Consider the following 18,742-nt stretch of genomic DNA (forward strand, 5'->3'; position numbering starts at 1 on the left):
CGCATCGTCGCAAGCTCTGGGGAAGGGGCGATCGTGGGTACCAGGCGTGCGGACGACGGCTTCGGCCTCGTCGAGGTCGTCATCGCGATGGGCATCCTCGCGCTCCTCGCGATCGCCGTCCTGCCCATGATCATCACGGGCCTGCAGGTCTCGACGACCCAGAGCAGGGTGGCCTCGGCCACGCAGCTCGTGAGCTCCGGGATCGATGATGCGCGGGCGAACATCGCGCTCGGCTGTGCAGCACTCGACGTGACGCGGTACGCGAGCGATGGACGCGGCGCGACCATCCAGATCGTCGGCGCGGTCGTCGCCGAGACGACGGACGAGGCATCCTTCTTCTCGTCGTTGCCGACACCCTCGCCGAGCCCGACTCCGTCGCCGTCGCCGTCGCCGTCGCCGTCGCCGACCGCAACGGTGACGCCGAACCCTCAGTGCACCGGTGTGACGGCGCCCGCGACCGTCAAGTACATCGTCGTCGCGCGCGATGTGAGCGATCCGACCGAGGCGCTCGCCTCCGCGACGACCCGCATCTTCCTCCCGAAAATCGGCGAATGATCCACCGCACCGGGCTGCACGACGACGACGCCGGCATCTCACTCGTCGAGGTCATCATCTACGCCGCGCTGTCGGCCGTGATCGCGACACTCGCCGCATTCATGTTCATCAATACGCTGAAGGGCCAGGAGACCGTGACGGCTGTGACGACCGCGACGACGCGCGGCCAGACGGCGGTGCAGGCGATCGAGCGTGCCGTGCGCAATGCGAAGGACGTCTCGGTGTCGTCCGACGGTTCGACCATCACCGTGCTCACGACACTCGCGACGCCGTGCCAGTCGTGGCGGGTCTCGGGCGGCGCGCTGCAGATCGCGCAGGGCGGCGGCGCGCCGTCCTGGAAGACGTTCGCCGAGGACGTCGAGCTGCCGGAGGGATCCTCCGTGTACTTCTCCGAATCAGGGGACTCGGCGGTTTCATACCACCTGGCGTTCCCGACCGACAGCCAGCCCGTCACCTTCGTGGGCTCGATCCTCCCGCGCTCGACCGGAGGGTCGGTGAGTGCCTCGTGTTCGTGAAGCTCGACGAAATCCTCCGGCGCCTGCGCGCGACGACCCGCGATGATCGCGGCGCGAGCCTCGTGGTGGTCGTCGGTCTCATGGCGGTGGGCTTCATCGTCGCTTCGACGATCGCTGCCGCGTGCCTCTTCGCGATCGGGCAGACGACCGAGAACCGCCAGAACGTCCAGGCCTTCGCCGCCGCCGAAGCTGGTCGCGACGCGATCGTCGGACAGCTCTCGACGACCACGCCGACCTGCGCCAGCGGGGCGCCCGTCACGGGCACCGATCCGGTCTTCCGCGGCGCCATCTATTCTTCGACGCTCGCCACGCTCGCGGCCGCCGACCTCGACCAGGCGTCGCTCAGCGTCGCGACGAAGTGGACCAAGACCTGCCCCACCAACGCGACGACGTACGTCCGACTCGTGGTCGAGGGTGATGGTGCGAACGGCGGAACCGAGAAGATCGACTCCGTCTACACCTGGGACGCCTACCGGCAGGTGGCCGAAGGCGGTGGCCTCGGGTTCATGGATGCCGCGTACACGACGTACGGCGTGACCTACAGCGGCGACATCGTCGTTCGCAACGGCAACTTCACGTGCGCATCAGGCTCGGTCATCAACGGCAGCGTGTTCGTACTCGACGGCAAGGTCCGCGTCGCGACGCCGGTGTACCTGTTCGGCTTCTACGTCGGCGACACCGGCTCCACGTGCACCATCAACGGAGATGTCGTGGCGAGCGGCGGCGTCGAAGTGCCCTCCTTCTCACTCGTGTCGAGCCAGTTGACGGTCGCCGGCAGCATCAGCACGAGCGGAAACGTCGTCGCCGACCGTCCGATCAACGCGAAGGGCGACATCGAGGCGAAGGGCACGATCTCCGTCGGAGGCAACGGCGCACTCACGACCGGCGGAGCCGACGTCAAGAAGCCCTACACGCAGAGCACTGAGACGGTCACCTATGCGAGAGGTGACATCGCGGCGGAGGGGGCGATCACGACCCGCAACGTGCTGCGCACGACGACGGGCGAGATCCGCTCGAAGTCGACGGTCTCGGTCGAGAGCGGAGGTGGCGCGTATGCGCGCACGGCGATATCGGCCGTCGCCGGCATCACGGCGAACGGTTCGGGCCCATCGGGTCAGAACGGCATCACCCTCTCGGCATCGGCCGGCTCGGTCGCATCCGGAGCGTTCATCGAGGTGAACTCGGGGCAGCTCAGCGCGGCGGGGGTCGCGGCCGTCTCGGACATCCGCGGCACCGGCACGGTTCAGGCGACACTCGGTGACGTCCGGGCCGGCGGTCGGATCACCTCATCCACGATCGCTGCGTCGGCAGGCGCCGTCCTCGCCGTCGGTGATGTGGCCGCAGGCAGCGTGTCGACGAGCACCAGCATCCGTTCCCTGGGCAACATCCGCACGTCGGGAACGGGCACGTTCTCGGCGACGGGCGACATCATCGCTCAAGGATCCATCGCGACTCCGGGTGGCACGATCCGATCCACCGGCGGAAAGGTCGTCGCCGTCGGCGACATCGCCACCACCGGCACGAGCGGGTCGACGATGGTCGGCTCGGGAACCGTCTCGGCGGCGGGAGACGTCCATGCGGGCGGCGCCATCACGACCGGGCGCGGCACGATCGCCTCCACGAGCGGCAGCATCCTGGCCCGACTCGCGCTGACTTCGACCGACACCGGCACCTTCCAGACCGATACGGTGAGCGGTCGATCGATCACCGCGGGGTCGATCTCTCTCAAGGGGCCTGTCACCGGATTCGACGTCAGGTCGGCGTCGACCTTCGAGTCGAGTTCGACGTGCACGCTCTACGGGAGCGTGCTCGCCGCCACCACCGCCAGATTCACCCTCGGCAAGTCCAACGACTCCGGCAACCCCGCGCGCTGCATCATCCGAGGCGACGTCAAGGCGTATGCCGCTGCGACCTCTCCCTCGACTCTGCCGGCGAACACCTCGACCGGGCAGACACCGCGTACGCAGGTGTGGATCAAGGGCAGCGTGCAGGCCCGCGCGTGGGCGGCCGATTCGCGGTATCGCGTCCTGCCGTCGAACAACACGCCGAACTCCAGCGCCGTCAACACCGCGGCGTCTGCGACGAGCCCGTCCGGCGTCGCGCCGGCGGCACCGGGGACACCGCAGGGGCCGACGGGGATCATCGCGCCCGATCCGCCGACCCCCTACGTGTTCACCGAGCCGGACTATCAGAACCTCCACGTCCGCACCGGATGGGTCGATCTCGGTACCCACACCGTCTGGAACGGCTATACGAATCGGTACACCTTCACCGCGGCCGACTGCGACAACGCCATGAACGTCGTGCGCAACCAGGTGCAGACCGCGGGAGATCCCGTCGTCATCGACGCCACGACGTGCGGAACCCGCAAGGTGAGGCTGACCGGATGGGCGAGCCTGCGGTTCGACCGGGACGCCGTGCTCCTCGTCAACAACGTCGAGGTGCAGTTCATCCGGTTCACGCGCTCGGGCAGCACCCCGCGCCAGTTCTTCATCATCCAGGTCGACGATGACCTGCGGATGCAGAAGCCGTCGTACGACGCGACCGCGCCCGCTGAACCGCAGCCGGACTGCGCCGGGCGCCAGCCGATCGACACGCTCGGCGCGAACTGGTTCGGCCTCACCTGGGATCCCCTGGTACGTGTCATGCTCTACGCGCCCTGCGGCACGTCCTGGGGGAGCGGGTCGACGAACTGGTTCCAGTCGTGGTCCGGCCACCTGTATGTCGCGAACGACACCGCGACGTCGGACGTGCTGTCGCGCATCGACTGTCAGCGCATGGAGATCCCCGGGACGATCGACATGCCGTGCAACGTCGACACGATCGGGGGCTCGGGGCAGCAGATCGTGTCGGGCAAACGTATGGGCACGCGTATCTACCAGACGGAGCCGTGATGCCGTCCGCCGTCCTGATCTTCCTGCTCCTCATCGCCGCCCTTCTCGGGCTGGTGATCGGCTCGTTCCTGAACGTCGTCATCTTCCGCGTACCCGCCGGGATCCCGCTCACCCGGGAGAGTCGGTGTCCGCATTGCGACACGGCGGTGCGGTGGTGGCAGAACATCCCCGTCGCCTCCTGGATCGCCCTGCGTGGTCGTTGCGCGAAGTGCGGGGCGACGATCTCGCCCCGCTATCCGCTCGTCGAGTCGCTCACGGCCGTCGCATTCGCGGGGATCGTGTGGTGGCTGACCGAGATCCGACCCGAGGCGACCGTTGCGGCGACCGTTCTCGTGACGATCGCGTTCCTCTACCTCGCCGCCGTGAGCATCACCCTTTCGCTGATCGACCTCGACACCCACCGGCTTCCGAATTCCATCGTGCTGCCGAGTTATGCGGTCGGGGCGCTCCTGTTCACCGCTGCCTGCGCCGTGGGTGCCGACTGGTGGTCGCTCGGGCGCGCCGTCGCCGGTGCCGGCGCGCTCTTCGCCTTCTACTTCGTCCTGCGCCTTGTGCGCCCAGACGGTATGGGGGGCGGCGATGTCAAGCTCGCGGGTGTCCTCGGTCTCTACCTCGGCTGGCTCGGCTGGCCGACGCTCGTGGTCGGAGCGACCGCGGCCTTCCTGTTGGGAGGTGTCTTCGGTGTCGCGCTGCTCGTCCTGCGCCGCGCCGGCCGTGGTTCGGCGATCCCCTTTGGCCCATGGATGATCCTCGGCGCGTGGGTCGGCGCAGCATTCTCCGGCCCGCTCGCGCGCTGGTATCTCGGACTCCTCGGAGGGGCTTCATGAACGACATCGAATCGGACGCGGAAAGGACAGGTGAGTGACGATGGCGAAGACAGTCGTGGCCCTCGAGATCACAGAGGAGTGCGTGCGCGCGATCGAGGTGACCACCGGGCGTGCGCAGAGCGTGGTGGCCCTCGGCGAGGTGCCGCTGCCCGCCGGAGCGGCGAAGGACTCGGAGGTGCTGGATGCGGATGCCGTCGCTGTTGCGCTTCGACAGCTCTGGTCGCAGACCGGCATCAAGAGCCGCAAGGTGGTGCTCGGCATCGGCAGTCGTCGCGTGCTCGTGCGCGAGTTCTCGACGCCCACGATGAGCCTCGAGCTCATCAAGGCGTCGCTCCCGTACCAGGTGCAGGACCTCCTGCCCGTGCCGGCGAACCAGGCCGTGCTCGACTTCTACCCGGTCGCCGAGTCCGCCGGTCAGGTGCACGGCCTGCTCGTGGCGGCGGTGTCCGAGACGGTGGAGGAGCTCCTCGCCGCGGTGAGGCGTGCCAAGCTGACGGTCACGCGCGTCGACCTCACCCCGTTCGGTCTTGCACGGGTGCAGCGAGCAGTGGCAGCGCCGGGAGAGACTTCGGCGATCATCTACCTCGGCGAGCACACGTCCTACGTCGTCGTGGCGACCGACGGGGTGCCGGACTTCGTCCGGGTCATTCCGGCCGACATCGTGGCGCCCGGCCTCGCGCTGGCGCAGATCGTCGAGCCCGAGCCGGAGCTCGCGCTCGTCGGTGGCGGCTCGACCCGCGGCCGCTCGTCGAGCCGGGCGGCGGGAGGGGGCGCCGAGAGCGTGGTCGCCGACTTGGTCGGCCGGATCCGCAGCACGCTCGCGTTCTACGGTGGGCGCCCGACGTCGGCTCGGATCGGCAGCGTCCACGTCACCGGTCCTGGTGCCGGGATGCCGGAGATCTCGGCGCGACTCGAGGATGCGATCGACGTGCCGTGGAAGCGCGTCGATCTCGACACCATGGCCACGCTCGGCCTCAAGATCCATGTCACGGCCGAGAGCGCGAGGAACCTCGTGAGCACCGTGGGTGTGGTTCTCGGAGAGGAGAACTGATGGCTCGTCAGGCAGCGCCGCTGGCACTCGCCGGAGTGCCCCGGGTAGATCTCATGCCGCGCATCGAGCGCGAGTCGCGAGCACGTGTTGTGCTCACGCGTCGGTGGGCAGTGCTGATCGGCGCGGCCGCGGTCGTCACCGTGCTCGTCATCGCCGGAGCCTTCGGCCTGCGCGTTGCGGCGGAAGCCCAGCTCGCAGCCGAACAGGCGCGCACGACGGCACTGTTGACGGAGATCGCGGAGTACTCGGCCGTGAGCACAGCGATCTCCGACGCGCAGACGCTCGACGCGCTTCGCGCGGGTGCTCGCGTCAACGACTTCGCGTGGGGGCCGCTCGTCGCGACGATCACGGGCGTCCTCCCCGAGGGCGTCACGCTCGCCAGCGTCGTCCTCACGCCGGGCGCTCCGCCGGTGGGAGACGATCCGACCGTCGAAGTCGGGGCTCGGGGCGATCTCACGTTCACGACGAAGAACCTCGCCGACCAGGCCGCGACCGTCGCAGCTCTCCTCGGTGCTGAGGGAGTCCTCTCGGCGGACGCCGGTTCGCTGACGCTGTCCGGCGACACCGACTACACGTTCACCGCGACGATCGCCTTCGACCAGTCGATCTACACGGGCGACCCCGCCCAGGACGGCGGCAACTGATGCCCAAGCAGCTCATCAACACCATCGGCGCGATCATCGCCGTCGCCGTGCTCCTCGCCGGTGTCGGACTCGTCGCTCTGCCGCTCTGGCTCCAGTCGACGGCCGTCCAGGCGCAGGCGCTCGCCGTCCAGCAGTCGAACGACGTGCAGCAGTCCGCCGTCGACGGACTGGCCGCCGAGCAATCCCAGCTCGACGACTTGGAGGACGACCTCGCAGCGCTGGAGGCGGAGATCCCGTCGGCGGCGCGGATCGACACGATCTCGGCACTGGTCGCCACGGCGGCGAGCGAGACGGGTGTCACGGTCACGAGTTTCTCGCCGTCGGAGCCTGTCTCGTTCGAGGCGGCCGCCGCCTCAGCATCCGGTTCCGACGCACCGGCGACCGATGCAGCCGAGGCCGCACCCGCGGAACCGGGGACCGGGCGGGTGCAGATCCCGGTCACGATCGACGTGACCGCGCCGTCGCTCGACAGCATGACCGCTTTCCTCGATGCGCTCCGCGCGGGACCTCGCTTGCTGGCGTCGATCCAGCCGCAGATCGCGACAGGCAGCGAGGGAGCGACGGCCACGATCACCGCGCTCGCGCTCGCTCTCATCCCCGCGGCGGGGGAGTGAGCGTCGTGGAGATCAACGAGATCGACCGCATCCTTCGAGACGCGCAGTCGCTGCGGGCATCCGACGTCCACATCTCCGCCGATGAGGCGCCGCGCGCACGGGTCGACGGCGCATTGGTTCCCATGCGCGGCTACGAGACGGCGCTGTCTGCCGCATGGGTCGAATCCGCGCTCTTGGCTCTGATGACGTCGCGGCAACGCGACGAGTTCGCGACGGACAACGAGATCGACTTGTCGCACGACGTTCCTGGTGTCGGCCGGTTCCGCGTCAACGTGTTCCGCCAACTGGGTCACGTCGCGGCGGCGCTCCGGCTGGTCCCCGAGACGACGGCATCGCTGTCCGATCTCGGCATCCCTGACATCGCGCGCGAGTTCGCGACACGACCGCGCGGACTGGTGCTGGTGACGGGACCGACCGGATCGGGCAAGTCGACCACTCTCACGGCGATGGTCGATGTCATCAATGAATCGATGCCCTCTCACATCATCACGATCGAGGACCCGATCGAGTACATCCACCCGAGCAAGATGGCGCTCATCCACCAGCGTGAGGTCGGGTCGGACACAGCCTCGTTCGCCGAGGCGCTGCGTCGGGTGCTGCGTCAGGACCCCGACGTCATCCTCATCGGCGAACTCCGTGATCCCGAGTCGATCGCCGTGGCACTCTCGGCGGCCGAGACCGGTCAGCTCGTGCTCGCCACGCTGCACACGCAGGGCGCCGCCAAGAGCATCAACCGCATCGTCGATGCCTTCCCTGCGCACCAGCAGGAGCAGGTGCGCGCGCAACTCGGCGACTCGCTGCAGGGGGTCATCAGTCAGACACTGCTTCCGCGGGCGCAGAGCGCCGGGCGCGTCGTGGCGACAGAGGTCCTGGTCCAGACACCGGCCGTCGCCAATCTCGTCCGCGAGGGTCAGATCCAGCAGCTGTATTCGGTCATGCAGTCCGGCTCGGGGGTCGGGATGCACACGCTCGACCAGAGCCTCCAGGAGCTCGTCGCGTCCGGAGCGGTCGCCCACCAGGTGGCGCGGCAGTACGCGATCGACCCGCATGCCCTCGACGGCGTCCGCGTGCGGCCGAAGGATCTCGACGCGGAGGCCTGGGTCAGTCATCTGCCCGGTCACGCCTCCGTGGGAGGAAGGTTCTGACGATGGCACTCGTCGAGGAATTCAAGTACACCGCCATCGACGCGGCCGCCGGTGCCACCGTAAAGGGGACGATCGAAGCGGCGAGCGAGACGGCCGTCGCCGGCAAGCTTCGCGCCCAGGGTCTGACTCCGATCGACATCGCGGCACTGTCGAGGACCGGTCTTCATCGCGAGATCAAGGTCCCCGGCTTCGAGCGTCGCGTGAAGGTGAAGTCGCTCGCGATCTTCGCGAACCAGATGGCCGGTCTCATCAATGCCGGTCTGCCCCTCATGCGCACTCTGGCGATCCTGATCGAGCAGACCGACGACAAGGTCCTGCAGTCCGCCCTCGTGGCGGTGCAGACGGACGTGGAGAGTGGTCAGTCGTTCTCCGCGGCCCTCGCGCGTCAGCCGAGGATCTTCCCGCCGCTCTTGATCAATCTCGTCCGGGTGGGCGAGACCGGCGGGTTCCTGGGCGACTCGCTGACCGCGGTGGCGAAGGCCTACCGCTCGGAGGCGGAGCTGCAGGACAAGGTGCGATCGGCGACGACGTATCCGGTCATCGTGCTGATCATCGCCCTCGTGGCCGTCATCGGCATGGTGACGTTCATCGTGCCGATCTTCGAGGGCATGTTCGCGAGTCTCGGTGGATCCCTGCCTCTGCCGACCCAGATCCTCGTGACGCTGTCCCACAACATGATCTGGATCCTCCCGCTGCTCCTGGTCGTGTTGGGTGGTGCGTGGATCTGGTGGGTGCGCAATCGGCACACGGAAGCCGTGCGTCGGGTGGTGGATCCCTTCAAGCTGCGGATGCCGGTCTTCGGCAAGCTCTCGACGAAGATCGCCGTGGCGCGGTTCAGCCGCAATCTCTCGATGATGCTCGTCGCCGGGGTCCCGCTCCTTCAGGCGCTTTCGATCGTCGGGCAGGCGTCGAACAACTGGGCGATCGAGCGGGCCGTACAGGACGTTCAGGAGTCCGTCCGCCAGGGCAAGTCGTTCTCGGCGCCGCTGGCGAAGTCCGGCGTGTTCCCTGCGATGGTGTCGCAGATGGTCTCCGTCGGTGAGGAGTCGGGCACTCTCGCCGAGATGCTCGGCAGCATCGCCGACTTCTACGAGGCCGAAGTGCAGGCCGCGACGGAACAGCTCACGAGCACGATCGAGCCGATCCTCATCGTGCTCATGGGGGTCGTGATCGGCGGCATGGTCCTCGCGCTCTACATGCCGATCTTCAGCATCTACGGAGAACTCAACTCGCAGGCCGGCTGAGGTGCGGAGGATGGATGCCGCGGCACGGGCCGCAGCATCCATCCTCCGCGTCACACGCTGACGCGGAGGACTTCCTCGATCGTCGTGAGTCCTCCGGCGACCTTCGCCCAACCGTCCTCGCGGAGCGGCACCATGCCCTGGGCGAGCGCGATCTGACGCAGCTCGGTGCCGGTCGCACGCAGGACGACGTGCTGCTCGAGTTCCTCGGTCACCGTCATGACCTCGTGCAGCGCGACACGGCCGCGATAGCCGGTGCCCGAGCATGCCGGGCAGCCGACGGCGCGATACAGCTGGGGCAGGTCCTGAGGGTCGTGCGGGAAGCCGAGCGACGTCAGGACATCGGACGGCTCGACGACCGGCTGCCGGCACTTCGTGCAGAGCCTGCGGGCGAGGCGCTGAGCGACGACGGCACTGAGGGCGGTCGCGACGAGGAAGGGCTCGGCTCCGATCTCGGTGAGACGCGTCAGGGCACTCGGCGCATCGTTCGTGTGGAGCGTCGAGAGCACGAGGTGACCTGTGAGGGCCGCCTCGATCGAGATCACCGCGGTCTCCTCGTCGCGGATCTCTCCGACGAGGACGACGTCGGGGTCGCTGCGGAGGATCGATCGCAGCGCCGAACTGAAGGTCAGGCCGGCCTTGTTGTTCACCTGCACCTGGCTGATGCCGGGGATGCGGTATTCGACCGGGTCCTCGACGGTGATGACGTTGATCCGCGGGTTGGCGACCGCCCGCAGGGCCGTGTACAGCGTCGTGGACTTGCCGGAGCCCGTCGGCCCCGTGACGAGGATCATGCCGTGCGGCCGCGTGATGGCGCTCGTGAACCGCTCCGAGTTGATCGCCGAGAATCGAAGGTCGGCCATCGTCATCGTCTGACCGGAGTTGTCGAGGATGCGCATGACGATCTTCTCGCCCCAGACGGTGGGGAGGGTGGCGACCCGGAGGTCCACCTGCCGGCCCTCGTGGACGACCGACAGGCGGCCGTCCTGGGGGCGACGGCGCTCGGCGATGTCGATCGACGACATGATCTTGAGACGGGAGATCACACCATCCTGGATCGTGCGGTCCGTGCGCTGCATCTCGTGCAGCACTCCGTCGATCCGGAAGCGCACCGTCAGCTGGTGCTCCCCGGGCTCGATGTGGATGTCGCTCGCACGGTCGTTGATCGCCTGCGTGATGAGCAGATTGACGAACCGGACGACGGGAGCATCGGCATCGGCGTCGTCGAGCGCTTCGGTGAACGAGACCGCCTGGGAGGAGGCTGACTCCTCGAGGGTCGCTGACAGATCGCTGAGCTCTTCGTCGGATCGCAGATACCGTTCGAACGCCTGACCGAGGGCGTCGGCGGCGACCACGACAGGGTCGACCTGCAGATCCGTCAAGCTCGAGATGTTGTCGATCGCGATGATGTCGGTCGGATCGAGCATTGCCACGAGCAGCCGTCCGCGGCTGAGGTCGAGCGGGATCACCCCGTGGCGGCGGCACACTGCGCCGGAGACCAGGGCCACGACCTCGGGGTCCAGCTCGGTGTTCGCGATGTCGACGTATCGGTGCCCCGTATGCAGGGCGACGGCTTCGGCGACCTGTGCGTCGGTGACGACACGGTTGTCGACGAGATAGCGCATGAGCTCGTCGCCGTCGCCCATCTGCGCAAGAGCAACGGACATCTCTTGGGCACGCACCGCGCCCGTCAGCACGAGCGTCTGTGCGATTCCTCTCACAGGAGTCCCCAATCTCCAGCGTCGCGACGACGCGACGATCCCCAGCAGGGCTCCCCAGCCCCTTCACTCATCCTACGTGCGAGACGGCGGCGGAGAACCCTGTCAAGGGCGAGAACTGAGGGGATCCCGTCGATAACCTGACCGAGTGAAAGGCATCATCGCGTGGGCGCTCGCACGCAAGCCCGTGCGCGCATTCCTCCTTTACTCCGAACACCGTGGTCCGATGCTCGCCGACAGCATCACCTATCGCACGCTGTTCAGCGTCTTCGCGGGCGTCCTGCTCGGGTTCTCGCTCGCCGCGCTCTTCCTCGCGGGCAATCCGGCGGCGTGGGATGCGCTGGTGGATGCGGTGGATGCCGCGATCCCCGGCCTCGTCGGCGAGGGCGGGCTCATCGACCCCGACGATATCCAGGCTCCTGCAGGCCTGACGATCGCGGGCATCCTGTCGCTCGTCGGTCTCGTCGGCGCCGCGATCGGCGCGATCGGATCGCTGCGCACGGCACTGCGGGTGCTCGCGGACAAGGTGCACGACGACGTACTGTTCGTCTGGGTGATGCTGCGCAACCTCGCCCTCGCGATCGGCATCGGCGCGGCGCTCGCCGCATCGGCGGCGATCACGATGCTGGCGACGGCGGGGACGAGCATCGTGACCGGCTGGCTGGGTCTGGCCGCCGACGATCCGGCCGTCACCGTCGGCGGACGCATCATCTCGCTGCTCGTCGTGTATGCGCTGGACGTCGCGGTCATCGCGGTGCTCTTCCGCGTGCTGTCGGGCGTGCGGCCGAAGCCCCGCGCGCTGTGGACCGGTGCACTGCTGGGTGGTGTCGGACTCGTCGTCCTGCAGGAGCTGTCCAGCCTGTTCGTGGGCGGGGCATCCAGCAATCCGCTGCTGGCGACCTTCGCATCGCTCATCGCGCTGCTGCTGTGGCTCAACCTGTCGGCGCAGGTGATCCTCATCGCCAGTGCCTACATCATCGTCGGGGTCGAGGACGACGTCGACCGCGTGCGCGCCCGCTACGGAGCCACGACGTTCGCCGAGCGACGGGCGAAGCAGGCGGAGAAGGCGGTTCAGGTCGCGACCGACGAACTCGCGCATGCGCGGGCCGACGTCGAGAAGGAGCGCGCCGGAAAGTGACGAGCACGTAAACTCTGGCGCCCGCCGGCCCACCCGATTCACGGCGGATCCGGAACCTCGGTAGGTTTTCCCTGTGTCTGCACAAGAGTCCACCCCTGCCGCTGCATCGCATCCCCTCGCCCTCGCTCCCGTCGCCGCTCCGCCCGCGTCGGTCGACGGGTTCGTGCGCGAGTTCCTGCGCAATCTGAACTTCGAGCGTGGCGTCGCACTGTCGTCGTCCGCGCCGAACGACCGCTACATGGCGCTGGCCTACACGGTCCGCGACTACCTCATGGCGCGCTGGCTCGAAGACCAGGCCCGCCAGCGGGAGCTCCAGGCGAAGGGCGTGTGCTACCTCTCGGCGGAGTACCTCCTGGGCCGTCAGCTCGACAACAACCTGCTCGCCGCGCGCCTCACCGAGGTCGCGACCGAGGCGATGGTCGCGTGCGGAATCGACATCGACGAACTTCGACAGCAAGAGGTCGAGCCGGGCCTCGGCAACGGCGGTCTCGGCCGGCTCGCGGCCTGCTTCATCGACTCACTCGCGACGATGAGCGTTCCGAGCATCGGGTACGGCATCCGCTACGAATACGGGATCTTCCGCCAGACGTTCGTCGACGGCCAGCAGGTCGAGCAGCCGGACGCGTGGCTCACGCTGGGGTCGCCGTGGGAGTTCCCCCACCCCGAGGCTGCACAGAAGATCTTCTTCGGCGGTCACACCGAGAAGACGACCGACGAGCAGGGCGTCGAGACGACGACCTGGGTGCCGGGCTGGCACGTCCTCGCCGTGCCCTACAACTACATGGTCCCCGGCTACCACAACGGTCGCGTGAACACCCTCCGCCTGTGGCGGGCCGTGGCATCCAACGCCTTCGATCTGCGCATCTTCAACTCGGGCGACTACGAAGAAGCCGTCCGTGCGCAGACGTTCGCCGAGAACATCTCGAAGGTGCTGTACCCCGAGGACTCCACCCCCCAGGGCAAGGAGCTGCGGCTGCAGCAGCAGTACTTCTTCGTCGCCGCATCCATCGCCGACTTCCTCGATCACCAGCTGTCGGCCGACTTCGACCTCGAGAACCTGCCCGAACGCGTGATCTTCCAGCTGAACGACACGCACCCCGTCATCGCCGTGCCCGAGTTCATGCGCGTGCTCGTCGACGAGCGGGGGATGGAGTGGGATGCCGCGTGGGCGATCACCCAGAAGTGCTTCGCGTACACGTGCCACACGCTGCTGCCCGAGGCGCTCGAGGTCTGGCCGGTCGATCTGCTGGGCCGTCTGCTGCCGCGCCACCTCGAGATCATCTACCGCATCAACGAGGAGTTCCTGCTCGAGGTGCGGGAGCGCTTCGGCGACGACGAGCTGCGCATCCGCAACATGTCGATCATCAGCGAGAACCCGCGATCCGTGCGCATGGCGTACCTCGCGACCGTCGCGGGGGCCAAGGTCAACGGCGTCGCCGAGCTCCACTCGCAGCTGCTGCGCGAAAAGGTGCTGCCGGACTTCGACGAGTTCTACCCCGGCAAGTTCACGAACGTCACGAACGGCGTCACGCCCCGCCGATTCGTCCGCCTCGCGAACCCCGGGCTCGCGGGGCTCATCACCGAGGCGCTCGGCGCAGGGTGGACGGTCGACCTCGAGCGCCTCCGCGGGCTCGAGGCGTTCGCCGAGGACCCCGAGTTCCGGGTGAAGTTCGCCGAGGTCAAGCGTGCGAACAAGCGCATCTTGAGCGATGTGCTGCGCGAGCGCGACGGCTTCGTGCTGAACGAGGATCACCTGCTGGATGTCATGGTCAAGCGCCTGCACGAGTACAAGCGGCAGATGCTCAAGCTCCTGCACATCGTCACCGAGTACGAGGGCATCGTCTCGGGCCGCGTCGAGGCATCCAGCGTCCAGCCGCGCACGTTCATCTTCGGAGCGAAGGCGGCGCCGGGCTATGCGATGGCCAAGCGCATCATCCACCTCATCAACGCCGTCGGATCCGTGGTCAACGACGATCCCCGGGTCGAGGGGCGCCTCAAGGTCCTGTTCCCGCCGAACTACAACGTCACCCTCGCAGAGCGCGTGATCCCGGCCGCCGACCTCTCGGAGCAGATCTCGCTCGCGGGCAAGGAGGCATCCGGAACGGGCAACATGAAGTTCGCCCTCAACGGGGCGCTCACGATCGGCACCGACGACGGCGCGAACGTCGAGATCCGCGAGCTCGTCGGCGACGACAACTTCTTCCTCTTCGGAATGACCGAGCCCGAGGTCGAGGCGCTGTGGGCCAAAGGCTACAAGCCGGCGGAGTTCTACCAGGCCGACTCCGGACTGCGGCGCGCGATCGACCTCATCGCGTCCGGCGCGTTCTCGGACGGCGACCGCTCGGTGTTCGAACCCGTCGTCTCGAACCTGCTCTACGACGACCGGTTCATGGTGCTCGCGGACTACTCGTCCTACATCGCCGAGCAGGCGAAGGTCGACGCGGCGTACGGGGATCAGGATGCCTGGACCAGGGCATCCATCCTCAACGTCGCCCGCACGGGGTTCTTCTCGTCGGACCGCTCGATCCGCGACTACATCGACCGGATCTGGCACACGCCGCCGATCCTGTAGAACCCCTCAGCGGGCGTACCGCTCGACGAACGTCCGCAGGATGCGTCCGGTGTGCGTCACGGCGGCGCGCCGCACGGCGGCGAGGGTGAGCTCGAGCTCGTCGGACGCGAAGTAGCCGTGATCGGCGTAGGCGTGGATGCGCGTCGTGATGCCGTCGAGGTCGAGCTCGGGGTGGAACTGCGTCGCGTAGACGTTGCTCCCGACGCGGAACATCTGCACGGGGCACGTCGGCGACGACGCGAGCAGCGTCGCCGACGACGGAAGCACCGAGATCGCCTCCTTGTGCCCGACGAATGCCTCGAACTCGCGCGGCATTCCGACCAGCAGGGGATCGGATGCCCCGGCCTCGGTGAGGGTCACCGGTACGACGCTGATGGGCTCGCGATAGGTTCCGTCGATCGTCGCGCCCTGGTGCGCACCCACGGTGCCGATCCCGTAGCACGCGCCGAGGAACGGGAAGTCGCGCGCGACGACCTCATCCAGGAGATCGTGGAACTCCGCCTCGACCCGGTGTTGCACCACCGACTTCTTCGAGGGCGGGTCGGATGCGTTGAAAGGACCACCGCCGACGAAGATGCCCGAGAGGTCATCGAGGTCGTATGCCGGCATCGGCCCCGCTTCGAGGCGCACGCGGATGAGCTGCTCGGGCGAAAGGCCCGTGAACTGAACGAAGAGCGCGTATTCCTCGTCGGCGGGCACGTCTTCGGCGCGGGTCGCGAGCAGGAGGAACGGCTTCATCGTGTCAAGCCTACCGAGCCGCGTCGAGGGCCCGGAGTAGAGTCGCCCCATGGCTATCGCACGACTCCACGGAGGCCCGCTCGACGGGCAGATCATCCCCCTCGAGCCCGGCGTCTCGGACTCCTACATCGTCCCCTACGGTGAGGGTCAGCTCGTCTACCACCGCGAGGGCGACGAGCAGCACACGGGTGCGGACGACGGCCCCACCGAGGTGCGCTTCGTGTACGTCGAGGCGACCGAGGACATCGACCCGAATCCCGACGGACGTGACGACTGAACCCGCGCGGTCCGTCGAGATCGAGCTGAAGTTCGACGTCGACGGAGAGGTCGCGACGCCGGATTGGTCGGGAGTGCCCGGCGTGGCCTCGGTCTCGGCGCCCGAGTGGCGCGAGCTCGACGCGGTGTACTTCGATGATCCGGATGCCGCGCTCGGTCGCGCCGGCTACGCTCTGCGTCGGCGCACGGGCGGGCCCGACGCCGGCTGGCACATCAAGGGTCCGCGCGGCGCCGACGGGGGCCGCGTCGAACTGCACTGGCCCCTCGATGACGACTCGGTGCCGCCGTCGGCGGTGACCGAGCGTGTCGCGGCTGTTTCGACCGGCCCGTTCGCGCCGCTCGCGCGCATCCGCAACTCGCGTGCCGTGCAATACCTGCTCGCGGCCGACGGGGGTGTCGTCGCGGAGTTCGCCGACGATCACGTCTCGACCCGCGACGAGCGCGCCGGTGTCGAGCGATCGTGGCACGAGTGGGAGATCGAGCTCGGTCCGGCCGCCCCGGCCGATCACGCGGCCTTCTTCGCCGCCGTCGAACAGGCGGCGCTCGCCGCAGGCGCGCGGGGCGCGACATCCGAATCCAAACTCGCTCGCGCTCTCGGGGTCTGACGTGGATTCCGAGACGTTCGAGCGGTCGCGCACCGTCACGTGGGACGACCCGCTGCCGCCGCTCGAGGCCTCGGCGGGGCTGTCGGGACTCGACTACCTCCGCGGGCTGATCGCGGGCGAGTATCCGCCCCCGCCCATCGCCCGCCTTCTCGGCTTCGAGATCGTCGAGGCGAACGAGGGCGAGGCCATCTTCGAGTGCGAGCCGGGGGAGTACCACTACAACCCGCTCGGCACGGTGCACGGCGGGCTCGCCTGCACGCTCCTGGACACCGTCGTCGGCTGCGCGGCGCACACGACGCTCGCGAAGGGCGTCGGCTACACGTCGATCGACCTGAACGTGTCGTATCTGCGGCCGATCCTCGCGACCAGCGGCACGCTGCGCGCGATCGGTCGCGTCGTCAAGCCGGGCCAGCGCGTCATCTTCGCCGAAGGAGTGCTGCAGGATGCCGCGGGCCGCCCGCTCGCGACGGCGACGAGTTCGCTGCTCGTCCTACAGCGCTGAGGCCGGGCGGAGGCTCGGCGCTTTTCGATCGCGGGGATCGATCGGCACCGTCGCGGCTGCTCTGCGCACGGCTCCCATCGCGGTCGGGTGTCGACGGTCTCCCGCGCCGGGACTTTTCGTGTTCCCCGTGGAGACTCCTGAAACGAAGGACATCGCCTGGTGCCCTCCTTCGTTTCAGGAGTCCGCGGGGTGTGTCCTTCGTTTCAGGAGTCCGCGGGGTGTGTCCTTCGTTTCAGGAGTCCGCGGGGTGTGTCCTTCGTTTCAGGAGTCTCGCGAACGCGACGACCGGTCGAGCGTCGATCAGAGGTTGATCATGTGGCCGGCGAGGCCGTGGAAGGCCTCCTGCACGGCTTCCGACAGCGTGGGGTGCGTGTGCACGTTCCGTGCAGCCTCGAGTGCCGTGAGGTCCCACTTCTGAGCGAGTGTGAGCTCGGGGAGCAGCTCCGAGACGTCGGGACCGATGAGGTGGCCGCCGAGGAGTTCGAGGTGCTCGCCGTCGGCGATGAGCTTGACGAAGCCGATGGGCTCGCCCAGGCCGTTCGCCTTGCCGTTGGCGGAGAACGGGAACTTCGCGACCTTGACGTCGTACCCGGCATCCCGAGCCTGCTGCTCCGTGAGACCGAACGATGCGACCTGAGGCGAGCAGAACGTCGCGCGCGGCATCATGCGGTAGTCGCCGAGGGTCATGGTCTCGGCCTTGCCGATCGTCTCGGCGGCGACGACGCCCTGCGCCTCGGCGACGTGCGCGAGCTGGAGCTTGGCCGTGACGTCCCCGATCGCGTAGATGTGCGGCACGTTGGTGCGCATGTAGTGGTCGATCTCGATCGCGCCGCGGTCTGTGAGTTTGACGCCGGTCGCCTCGAGCCCGAAGCCCTCGACGTTGGCGGCGAAGCCGATCGACATGAGCACCTTGTCGGCCTCGATCGACTGCTGCTCGCCGCCGGCGGCGGGGGAGTAGGCGACGGTGACCTTGTCGCCCGAGTCGACGACGGTCTCGACCTTCGTCGAGGTGAGGATGTCGACGCCGAGCTTCTTGTACTGGCGGGCGATCTCCTTCGAGACGTCGGCGTCCTCGTTGGGCAGCGCCCGGTCGAGGAACTCGATGATCGTGACCTTGACGCCGTAGTTCGTCATGACGAACCCGAACTCCATGCCGATCGCGCCCGCGCCGACGATGACGATCGACTTCGGGAGCTCCCGCCTCATGATCTGCTCTTCGTAGGTCACGACGTTCTCGCTGAGCGTGACACCCGGCAGCAGACGCACCCGCGAGCCGGTCGCGATGATCGCGTTGTCGAACGTGACGTCCTCAGTGGAGCCGTCGGCCTTGGCCACCGTGATGGCGTTGGGCCCCGTGAAGGTGCCGCGCCCTTCGTACTCGGTGACCTTGTTCTTCTTCATGAGGAAGTGGATGCCCTTGACGTGCGTCTCGGACACCTTGCGGCTGCGGTCCCACGCGACGCCGAAGTCGAACGACACATCGCCCGAGATGCCGAAGAGATCGGCCTGGTCGTGGAAGATGTGCGCGAGGTCGGCGTTGCGCAGAAGCGCCTTCGAGGGGATGCAGCCGACGTTGAGGCAGACACCGCCCCAGTACTTCTCTTCGATGATCGCGACGGACAGGCCGAGCTGAGCACTGCGAACGGCCGCGACGTACCCGCCGGGGCCGGCACCGAGGATGACGACATCGTAATGAGGCATACCAAA

At 68.0% G+C, this 18,742-nt stretch carries 17 protein-coding genes; 14 read left to right on the forward strand and 3 right to left on the reverse strand.

Translation table 11 applies throughout. The features are described 5' to 3' along the window. Nucleotides 1–33 precede the first annotated feature (33 nt). The 9 genes from MA876_RS08035 to MA876_RS08075 are packed head-to-tail and all read left to right on the forward strand — an operon-like array spanning nucleotide 34 to nucleotide 9,489. Nucleotides 34–555 carry a type IV pilus modification PilV family protein gene (locus MA876_RS08035; protein WP_248147612.1) on the forward strand — a complete coding sequence of 174 codons (522 nt, stop codon included), beginning with the start codon at nucleotides 34–36 and terminating at the stop codon, nucleotides 553–555. Next, nucleotides 552–1,070 (forward strand): PulJ/GspJ family protein, encoded by a 519-nt coding sequence (locus MA876_RS08040; protein WP_248147614.1) that lies wholly within the window; start codon nucleotides 552–554, stop codon nucleotides 1,068–1,070. The genes MA876_RS08035 and MA876_RS08040 overlap by 4 nt, the downstream gene beginning before the upstream one ends. Then, nucleotides 1,067–3,964 carry a hypothetical protein gene (locus tag MA876_RS08045; RefSeq protein WP_248147615.1) on the forward strand — a complete coding sequence of 966 codons (2,898 nt, stop codon included), beginning with the start codon at nucleotides 1,067–1,069 and terminating at the stop codon, nucleotides 3,962–3,964. Before MA876_RS08040 ends, MA876_RS08045 begins: the two co-directional genes overlap by 4 nt. Continuing rightward, nucleotides 3,964–4,791, forward strand: coding sequence for a prepilin peptidase (locus tag MA876_RS08050; RefSeq protein ID WP_248147618.1), 828 nt, complete (start codon nucleotides 3,964–3,966; stop codon nucleotides 4,789–4,791). The genes MA876_RS08045 and MA876_RS08050 overlap by 1 nt, the downstream gene beginning before the upstream one ends. Nucleotides 4,792–4,831: 40 nt before the next feature. Continuing rightward, nucleotides 4,832–5,842: a pilus assembly protein PilM gene (pilM, locus tag MA876_RS08055; RefSeq protein ID WP_248147620.1), complete on the forward strand. Its 1,011-nt coding sequence runs from the start codon at nucleotides 4,832–4,834 to the stop codon at nucleotides 5,840–5,842. Then, nucleotides 5,842–6,486 (forward strand): PilN family protein, encoded by a 645-nt coding sequence (locus MA876_RS08060; protein ID WP_248147622.1) that lies wholly within the window; start codon nucleotides 5,842–5,844, stop codon nucleotides 6,484–6,486. The genes pilM and MA876_RS08060 overlap by 1 nt, the downstream gene beginning before the upstream one ends. After that, nucleotides 6,486–7,100 carry a type IV pilus inner membrane component PilO gene (locus MA876_RS08065; RefSeq protein WP_248147625.1) on the forward strand — a complete coding sequence of 205 codons (615 nt, stop codon included), beginning with the start codon at nucleotides 6,486–6,488 and terminating at the stop codon, nucleotides 7,098–7,100. Before MA876_RS08060 ends, MA876_RS08065 begins: the two co-directional genes overlap by 1 nt. Next, nucleotides 7,097–8,245, forward strand: coding sequence for a type IV pilus twitching motility protein PilT (locus MA876_RS08070; protein ID WP_308221647.1), 1,149 nt, complete (start codon nucleotides 7,097–7,099; stop codon nucleotides 8,243–8,245). The genes MA876_RS08065 and MA876_RS08070 overlap by 4 nt, the downstream gene beginning before the upstream one ends. Nucleotides 8,246–8,247: 2 nt before the next feature. Continuing rightward, the gene (locus tag MA876_RS08075; RefSeq protein WP_248147627.1) at nucleotides 8,248–9,489 is read left to right on the forward strand and encodes a type II secretion system F family protein; all 1,242 of its coding nucleotides are present in this window, start codon (nucleotides 8,248–8,250) and stop codon (nucleotides 9,487–9,489) included. Nucleotides 9,490–9,539: 50 nt separating this feature from the next. Here the strand turns inward: MA876_RS08075 and MA876_RS08080 are convergent, their stop codons facing one another. Continuing rightward, nucleotides 9,540–11,207, reverse strand: a complete 1,668-nt coding sequence (locus MA876_RS08080) for a GspE/PulE family protein (RefSeq protein WP_248147629.1) — start codon at nucleotides 11,205–11,207, stop codon at nucleotides 9,540–9,542. A gap of 145 nt (nucleotides 11,208–11,352) precedes the next feature. Here MA876_RS08080 and MA876_RS08085 point away from each other — a divergent pair, with 145 nt between their 5' ends. Both MA876_RS08085 and MA876_RS08090 read left to right on the forward strand, forming a co-directional pair. Next, complete coding sequence (locus MA876_RS08085; protein ID WP_248147630.1) at nucleotides 11,353–12,342, forward strand: YihY/virulence factor BrkB family protein; 990 nt, start codon at nucleotides 11,353–11,355, stop codon at nucleotides 12,340–12,342. A gap of 73 nt (nucleotides 12,343–12,415) precedes the next feature. After that, complete coding sequence (locus MA876_RS08090; protein ID WP_248147632.1) at nucleotides 12,416–14,914, forward strand: glycogen/starch/alpha-glucan phosphorylase; 2,499 nt, start codon at nucleotides 12,416–12,418, stop codon at nucleotides 14,912–14,914. A gap of 6 nt (nucleotides 14,915–14,920) precedes the next feature. Here the strand turns inward: MA876_RS08090 and MA876_RS08095 are convergent, their stop codons facing one another. Continuing rightward, the gene (locus tag MA876_RS08095; RefSeq protein ID WP_248147634.1) at nucleotides 14,921–15,652 is read right to left on the reverse strand and encodes a glutamine amidotransferase; all 732 of its coding nucleotides are present in this window, start codon (nucleotides 15,650–15,652) and stop codon (nucleotides 14,921–14,923) included. Between the two features lie 49 nt (nucleotides 15,653–15,701). On the opposite strand from MA876_RS08095, the gene MA876_RS08100 reads away from it, so the two are divergent. The 3 genes from MA876_RS08100 to MA876_RS08110 are packed head-to-tail and all read left to right on the forward strand — an operon-like array spanning nucleotide 15,702 to nucleotide 17,035. After that, nucleotides 15,702–15,929, forward strand: coding sequence for a response regulator (locus MA876_RS08100; RefSeq protein ID WP_248147636.1), 228 nt, complete (start codon nucleotides 15,702–15,704; stop codon nucleotides 15,927–15,929). Next, a complete protein-coding gene (locus tag MA876_RS08105; RefSeq protein ID WP_248147638.1) occupies nucleotides 15,919–16,533 on the forward strand; it encodes a CYTH domain-containing protein in 615 nt (204 codons plus the stop codon). The genes MA876_RS08100 and MA876_RS08105 overlap by 11 nt, the downstream gene beginning before the upstream one ends. Before the next feature lies 1 nt (nucleotide 16,534). After that, a complete protein-coding gene (locus MA876_RS08110; RefSeq protein ID WP_248147640.1) occupies nucleotides 16,535–17,035 on the forward strand; it encodes a PaaI family thioesterase in 501 nt (166 codons plus the stop codon). 300 nt (nucleotides 17,036–17,335) lie between these two features. Here MA876_RS08110 and lpdA read toward each other — a convergent pair whose 3' ends face one another. After that, nucleotides 17,336–18,736: a dihydrolipoyl dehydrogenase gene (lpdA, locus tag MA876_RS08115; protein ID WP_248147642.1), complete on the reverse strand. Its 1,401-nt coding sequence runs from the start codon at nucleotides 18,734–18,736 to the stop codon at nucleotides 17,336–17,338. Between the last annotated feature and the right edge of the window lie 6 nt (nucleotides 18,737–18,742).

It is taken from the genome of Microbacterium aoyamense, from assembly GCF_023155855.1.
Taxonomy (GTDB): Bacteria; Actinomycetota; Actinomycetes; order Actinomycetales; family Microbacteriaceae; genus Microbacterium; species Microbacterium aoyamense.

Coding starts and splice junctions, on each gene's coding strand:
- MA876_RS08040 (WP_248147614.1), top strand. CDS start 552: ATGATCCACCGCACCGGGCTGCACGACGACGACGCCGGCATCTCACTC.
- MA876_RS08050 (WP_248147618.1), top strand. CDS start 3,964: ATGCCGTCCGCCGTCCTGATCTTCCTGCTCCTCATCGCCGCCCTTCTC.
- pilM (WP_248147620.1), top strand. CDS start 4,832: ATGGCGAAGACAGTCGTGGCCCTCGAGATCACAGAGGAGTGCGTGCGC.
- MA876_RS08060 (WP_248147622.1), top strand. CDS start 5,842: ATGGCTCGTCAGGCAGCGCCGCTGGCACTCGCCGGAGTGCCCCGGGTA.
- MA876_RS08065 (WP_248147625.1), top strand. CDS start 6,486: ATGCCCAAGCAGCTCATCAACACCATCGGCGCGATCATCGCCGTCGCC.
- MA876_RS08075 (WP_248147627.1), top strand. CDS start 8,248: ATGGCACTCGTCGAGGAATTCAAGTACACCGCCATCGACGCGGCCGCC.
- MA876_RS08095 (WP_248147634.1), bottom strand. CDS start 15,652: ATGAAGCCGTTCCTCCTGCTCGCGACCCGCGCCGAAGACGTGCCCGCC.
- MA876_RS08100 (WP_248147636.1), top strand. CDS start 15,702: ATGGCTATCGCACGACTCCACGGAGGCCCGCTCGACGGGCAGATCATC.
- lpdA (WP_248147642.1), bottom strand. CDS start 18,736: ATGCCTCATTACGATGTCGTCATCCTCGGTGCCGGCCCCGGCGGGTAC.